Raw genomic sequence first — 6,092 nt, forward strand, 5'->3', positions numbered from 1 at the left:
ATAAAGATTTTGCGCTCCGGAATCCCGCCGTCAGGCCATCCGGGGCGCGGCCCGCTACAGGTTCCGCAACATGGTGCGGCTGATGATCTCGTCCTGCACGTCCTTGCACAACTCCACGAAAAACGCGCTGTACCCGGCGACGCGGATCATGAGATCCTTGTACTGCGCGGGATCGGCTTGTGCGGCGCGCAAGGTGTCGTCGTCCACATAGCTGAACTGCATCTGCCCGTTCCCAAGCAGGCTCGCCGTGCGGAGCAGGTTGATGAGCCCCTGCTCGCCTTCGGGCGTATCGAGCAACCCCTTCATGATCTTGAAGTTGTGTACCTGCCCGATTTCCATGGCCTCGACGTTCACCTTGCTGACGGACTTGATGACGGCGGTAGGCCCGCACACGTCGCGCTGCTGTCCGGGGCTGATGCCGTCGGAAAGCGGCGCGCCCGCGAGCCTCCCGCACGGCAGCGCCCCGATGAGCATCCCCTGCGGCGTGTTGTTCGAGATGGACAGCGTGCCGTGGCTGAAACGGCTGTACAGCGTCCGGCGGCGCTTGTGCTCGTCTTGCGTGAAATCCACGATGTCCTTGGCGAAAAAGTCCGCTTCATCGTCGTCGTTGCCGTACTTCGGCGCGTCGAGACAGCGCTTGAGGAGTTTTTCGTGCCCCACGAAGTTGTCGCGGAGCGCCTGCGCCAGTTCTTCCAGCGTGCAGGCCTTGTCCTCATAGACGAGCTTCCTGACCGCCGCCATCGAATCCGCGTAGTCGGCCAGCCCCGTCCAGATAAGCCCCGGCCCGGCATTCACCACCGCGCCGCCGTCCATGACGTTCTTCCCGCTTTCCATGCAGCCCTCGACCAGCGCGGACACCAACGGCTTCGGCGCGTAGTCGCGGTGGATGCACTGGCTGATCAGCGTGGCTTGCAGGGCCAGTTCCGTAATATGCGCGACCTGCCGCTTGACCGCCGCCTCGAACTTTTCAAACGTGTCGTACTGCTCCAGCCCGCCGAGTTGCAGCCCCTGCACCGTGCCGTCGTAGAGCAGCACCCCGTTGTTGAGCACAAATTCAATGGCGACGGGCCAGTTGGTATATCCCACCGACGTCCACTGGTAGATGCGCCCGGACTTCTGCGGCTCCACGCAACCCATCAGGCAGTAGTCGCGGGCGTCGTCATAGGAAAAGCCCTTGGAGAGCATTTGTTTGATGTGCATGTCGTCGAAGTGGCAGGCCGGGAAGCCGATGCCGGATTTGACGACCTCGACGATCTTCTTGAGGTATTTCTGGGGCGAGGCGTTGTGGATGCGCGTCGCCAGCGCGGGCTGGTACAGGCCGAGATTCTTGGAGGCATCCATGATCATGTAGGTCAGCTCGTTGCAGGCGTCGCCGCCGTGCCGCTTCTGCCCGCCGACCACCAGATTGATGAACGGCTGGTAGCCCGCGAAATACATGGCGGATTCCTTGCTGCACAGCCACATGACCTCGGCCATCTTGATGAGCCAGCAGCACAGCAGCTCGGACGCCTCGGCCTCGGTGATCACGCCGTTGTCGATGTCGTGCCGGTAGAATGGGTAGAGGTACTGGTCGGCGCGCCCAAGGGAAATGCCGGTCTGGTTTTCCTCCAGCGTGAACAGCGATTCCGCGAACCACACGGATTGCAGCGCCTCCTGAAACGAAGAGGGCGGATTGGCGGGCACGTTGCGGCAGACGCGCGCGATGCGTTCCAGTTCGGCCCGGCGGCGGGGATCGGCCTCGTCCGCCGCGAGTTCGAGGGCATAATCCGCATAGCGCTCGGCATAGCGGATCGCGCCTTCGCAGGTGAGGATCATGGCCTCGTAGAAATGGATTTTGTCGATGTCCTCAGGGATGCCGGGCGAGCAGGCCGCGAGGCGTTCGCGGGCTTCCGCCATGACCCCGCCGAAGCCCTTGGACAGCAGGATGATGTCATAGCCGGGGCAGGTGTCGCCCCCACCGCTCTGGCTCTTGATGGACACGTCGCAGACAAAGCTCTCGCTGGACCAGCTCCACAGCCCGGCCTCGCGGAACCGCGTTTCGGAAATCTCGTCCACGGAGCGGCCTTCCCAGTACGGGAATACGGTTTCCCGCAACGCCCGCTTGGTGTCCTCGTCGATTTCATACGGATCCTGCGCCCGCGTGGACAGCGTGTCCAGTTCGTCCCGCACCCAGCGCCACGCGATGTCCGGCGAGACTTCCCCACCCCGGCGGCGGCCCGCCGGATGGCTGACGATGAGTTCTTCCGGGAAGATGGCGAGCGGCGCGGTTTCGCAGGCGCGCTTGAAGGCCAGCGCCCGCAGCTTGATGAGCGGCATCCCCGGATGGCGTTTGTAGGTTTCGGTGAACGCCAGCGCGCGGGAAGCGGAAATGTTGGGCTTCGAGGCCAGGTAGTCGGCGCGCAGCCGGGCCACGCGCCCGGACAGCCCGGAAGCGCCGGAGGGGTTTGTCGGGGTACAACAGGACATGAGGGGGCTCCTTTGCAAAAAGGTTTCGCCGGGCGGCGGATACGTTTTTCGGCTTTTGGCGTTAGAGGAAGCGCTCGACACGGCCCTTGCCGTACCCGCTGAGCGCATAGCGCTGCGTGAGCGTCCCGGCCTCAAGCGTTTCCTCGGCGATGCGGACGATGCCCACGGCCTTGAGCGCCTGCAAATGGCCGTCCACGGCGTCCGGGGAAAGCTGGCGTTCGCCGGGGTACTGCGGGCGCAGGGCTTCGTAGACGGCCCGCGCGGTGCGGGGCTTGCCGTCGCGCAGCAACGCCGCGATGGTCAATCGGATGGGTTGTTTCATGGGTTTACGTTGCGGAGGTTGATGATGTCGCGCGGGTTGCCGATGACGAGGAACATGCCCGCAAAAATCGCGGCGGCCCCGATCACGAGGCTGCGGGTGATTTCGACGTCCGTGAACAGCGCGCCGAACAGCACGCCCCACAGGGCGTAGGTGATGTTGAGGGCCATGGCCCGGCTCACGCCCGCCATGTTCATGGCCTTGTACCAACAGCGGTACGAGATGCAGCCCACAACGCCCGCCAGTGCGAAGCACCCCACGCCGGGGCTCGAAAACGCGCGGGCCAGCAGGCCGGGAATGTCGCAGCCCGGCGCGGACGCGCTCACATGCCACAGTGCCAGCGGGACGATGATCCCGGCGTAGAGCAGGCTGGACACGATCTGATAGACGTTCAGGGCCACGGCGGGCTCGATGAAGTCCATGCCGGAGGTGACGCACACGCCCTCGGCGGCCCAGCCGAACGCCGCGAGGAACGCGAAGGCGATCCCAAGATAGAACAGGCCGCCCCCGGCCCCTTCCGGCGGGGTGTAGCCGATGGCGATGGCCCCGATCACGCACAGCGCGAGGCCCCCCCACGCCCTGAGGCTGACGCGCTCCTTGAGGAAGACGAGTGCCAGCAGCGCGGCGACGGCGGGATAAAGCGACGTGATGGGCAGGACGTACGCCGGGCCAGCCATGGACAGGGCCATAAGGTAGCCGCCCATGCCGAGCGGAGCGCCGAGCAGCGCCCCCCAGATGCAGGCCCGCCCCGCCTTGCTGCGGAGCGTGCGGATCACTTCCCGGCCCTTGCCTTGCGCGCCGTTGATCGCCAGCGAGAGGCACGCGGCGCAGAAGTCATGGAGCCCGGCGGCGAGGAGCGGCGCGAACAGCCACAGCGCCGGGTTGCCGAACGGTTCTTCCGCCAGCCCCTTGCCGAGGATCAGCCCGTCGGAGCTCCAGATCATGCCGGACATCAGGGCCAGCGCCAGCCCTTTCTTGGCGTAGCGCAGTTCTTTTTGTTCACGCAGGCTGGCGAGGTTGGTCATTGTCGGCGTCCTTTTGGGGTGTGGGGTTGGCTGGGGAGGGGAGAGGGAAACTTTCTAAGAAAGTTTCCCTCTCCCCTCCCCAGACCCCTCCCCTCTCTCTTCAAAGATTTTCGACTGGTGGGGAGACTGCCCGGAGGGAGTCCCTGTCGTTCTTCAGACGGGGAGGCATTCCCGAAGGGAGCCCCTCTTATGCTTCAGACGGGAAGGCATTCCCGGAGGGAACCCCTACGTGTTTCAGGCGGGAGGCGTTCCCGAAAATCCAGGCCGGGGCACGGCTGGGGTTCGTCAAAAACGGCGTTTCCCGGCGGACGGGGCGGGCCGCCGTTCGCCAGTTCGGTGAAAGGGGGAAAGGTATGGTTCACAGTCCGAGGAGGGCACGGTATCCGGCGGCATCAAGCAGGGATTGGGCGGATGCGTCCGGGCGGATGCGGATCATCCAGCCTTCCCCATAGGGGGAGACGTTCACCAGCGTAGGCGTGCTTTCCAGTTCCTCGTTCACGGCGACGACCTCGCCGGGGATGGGCATATACAGTTGGTTGACCGACTTGAGGGATTCGACCGTGCCGAAGTCGCTCCCGGCCTCGAACCGCGTACCCACTGCGGGCAGATCCACAAAGGCGATTTCGCCGAGCTGATCCTGTGCGAAATCGCTGATGCCGATGACGGCTTCGCCGCCGTCCATGCGCACCCAGACATGCTCGTCGGTATAACGGAGGGATTCTGGGAGGTTGAGTTCTTCGCTGCTTTTCATGGGAAGTTCCTTTTCTTGGGATATATTCAACTTGAACGGCGGGGCAGCCCAGAGGGAATCTGCTTCGGGGACGCCGCAAGATGGGATTCGGTAAACACGAAAGCCTTTGCGGGGGAAAGCGTGGTGGATGTTCCTCTTTCTTCGGAACCGGTTCCCCGCCCTTCCTCAATGGCTCATCCGCCGGCCTCGACGAGGGAAAGCGCGGCTTCGTACAGGCCCTCCGCCAAGGTGGGGTGGGCGTGGATGGTTGCGGCGATGTCCCGGACGGATGCGCCCAGACGCAGGGCAAGCCCGGCTTCCGCGATGAGATCCGTGGCATGGGCCCCGGCGATATGCACGCCGAGCACTTTGCCCGTGGCCCCGTCCGAAACGATCTTGAACATGCCGGGAAGTTCGTTCATGGCCTGCGCCTTGCCGAGCTCGCGCATCTGGAACGTGACTGTGCGCACGTCGCGGCCCGCCTCGGAAGCCTGCGCTTCGGTAAGCCCCACGCAGCCGATTTCGGGCGACGTGAAAATGCCGGACGGTACGGCGGAATAGTCCATCCGCCCTTCATGCCCAAGGCAACCGCGCACGGCGCACAGGCCCTCGGCGGCGGCGACATGGGCCAGCATGATCTTGGAAGGGCCCAGTACGTCGCCCACGGCATACACGCCGGGGAGGGAGGTGCGCATGTGATCGTCGGCCCGTATCCAGCCCCGCCCGTCCACGGCGACCCCGGCTTCCGCCAGGCCGAGGCCGGAGGTGTTGGGCGTGCGCCCCACCGTGACCAGCACGGTTTCGGCTTCGATGGGCGTTTCCTTCATCTGCGCGGGCGCGGGGTCGCTGATGAACGGCGAGGGGCCAAGTACGGCCTTGACCACGCCGTCTTCCACGCGGACGTCCTTGAGCGTCCGGCCCAGTTCGCAACCGATGCGGCGTTTCTTCATTTCCCGCTGGAGCAGCGTGCTCATGTCCGCATCCACGGAAGGCAGGGGCAACAGGCGGTTCTGTCCTTCCACCACCGTGACCTTGGCCCCGAAAGCCTGATAGATGAACGCCAGCTCGCAGCCGATGACGCCCCCGCCCACGATGGCGATGGACGCGGGTACCCGGTCGAGCGCCAACGCGTCGTCGCTGGTCAGGATATGCGCATGATCGACGGGCAGGCCGGGAAGTTCCAGCGCGCCCGAACCCATAGCGAGGATCACGCGGTCACCCTCAACGGAAACCTGGCCTTCCGCTGTGGAGGCTTCCACCAGCCCGGCATGGACGAGGCGCCCCCGCCCCTTGAGGAGCCGGACGCCGAGGCTTGCACAAGCCTTTTCAAGCCCGCCGCGCAGGGTGGCGCAGACCTTTTCCTTACGGGCGAGCACGGCGGCGGGGTCCACAGCCGGAACCCCTTGCCCGGTAATACCGAACTGGGACAGGCGCAAAGCCAGCTCCAGCGCGTCGGCGGAGGCTTTCAGCGTCTTGGTGGGGATGCAGCCGTTGTTCAGGCAGGTCCCGCCGAGACGCTGAAAGCCTCCGCCAACGCGCTGGAGCTGGCTTT

The 6,092-nt window shown here is 65.1% G+C and carries 5 protein-coding genes; all 5 read right to left on the reverse strand.

The genetic code is table 11. The annotated features are described in order from the left end of the window. Window positions 1-54 precede the first annotated feature (54 nt). The gene (gene cutC / locus ACZM8Y_RS08835) at window positions 55-2,466 is read right to left on the reverse strand and encodes a choline trimethylamine-lyase (RefSeq protein ID WP_482332694.1); all 2,412 of its coding nucleotides are present in this window, start codon (window positions 2,464-2,466) and stop codon (window positions 55-57) included. Between the two features lie 61 nt (window positions 2,467-2,527). Beyond that, complete coding sequence (locus ACZM8Y_RS08840) at window positions 2,528-2,788, reverse strand: hypothetical protein (RefSeq protein WP_479859620.1); 261 nt, start codon at window positions 2,786-2,788, stop codon at window positions 2,528-2,530. Next, the gene (locus ACZM8Y_RS08845) at window positions 2,785-3,810 is read right to left on the reverse strand and encodes a DMT family transporter (RefSeq protein ID WP_482332686.1); all 1,026 of its coding nucleotides are present in this window, start codon (window positions 3,808-3,810) and stop codon (window positions 2,785-2,787) included. The genes ACZM8Y_RS08840 and ACZM8Y_RS08845 overlap by 4 nt, the downstream gene beginning before the upstream one ends. Window positions 3,811-4,168: 358 nt before the next feature. Continuing rightward, entirely contained in the window at window positions 4,169-4,561 is a 393-nt protein-coding gene (gene gcvH / locus ACZM8Y_RS08850) for a glycine cleavage system protein GcvH (RefSeq protein WP_479859659.1), read from the reverse strand. A gap of 173 nt (window positions 4,562-4,734) precedes the next feature. Further along, window positions 4,735-6,092, reverse strand: a 1,358-nt coding sequence (locus ACZM8Y_RS08855; RefSeq protein ID WP_489501709.1) for a dihydrolipoyl dehydrogenase family protein, incomplete at its 5' end; no start/stop codon positions are given.

It is taken from the genome of Bilophila sp., assembly GCF_057864385.1.